Annotated in this window: 1 protein-coding gene; it reads left to right on the forward strand. The window is 74.0% G+C overall.

The window, feature by feature from the left end:
- Positions 1–35: 35 nt before the first annotated feature.
- A partial coding sequence (locus ACSNOK_RS36315) for a hypothetical protein (protein ID WP_436784909.1) occupies positions 36–235 on the forward strand: 200 nt, incomplete at its 3' end.

The following is a 235-nucleotide window of genomic DNA, read 5'->3' on the forward strand; positions in this document are numbered from 1 at the left end:
GCACCGACCACGACGTCGGAGTCGCGCAAGGGTCCGTGCTGGTCGACGGCGAGACGCTCGGGGTCGAGCTCGATTGGTCGCCCGGCGCCCGTCGCGTGCGGGCCGTGATCGGCGACGAACCCTTGACCGTCGGCATCGCCCGCGGTCGCGTCGACTGGCGCCTAACCACCCGCGGCGCGACCCATGTCGCCCGCGCGCTGCCGCGCTCGATCGCCGACCTCGCGCGGCACATGAT

Origin of the sequence: Streptomyces sp. URMC 126, from assembly GCF_051386555.1 — a bacterium.
Lineage (GTDB): Bacteria > Actinomycetota > Actinomycetes > Streptomycetales > Streptomycetaceae > Streptomyces.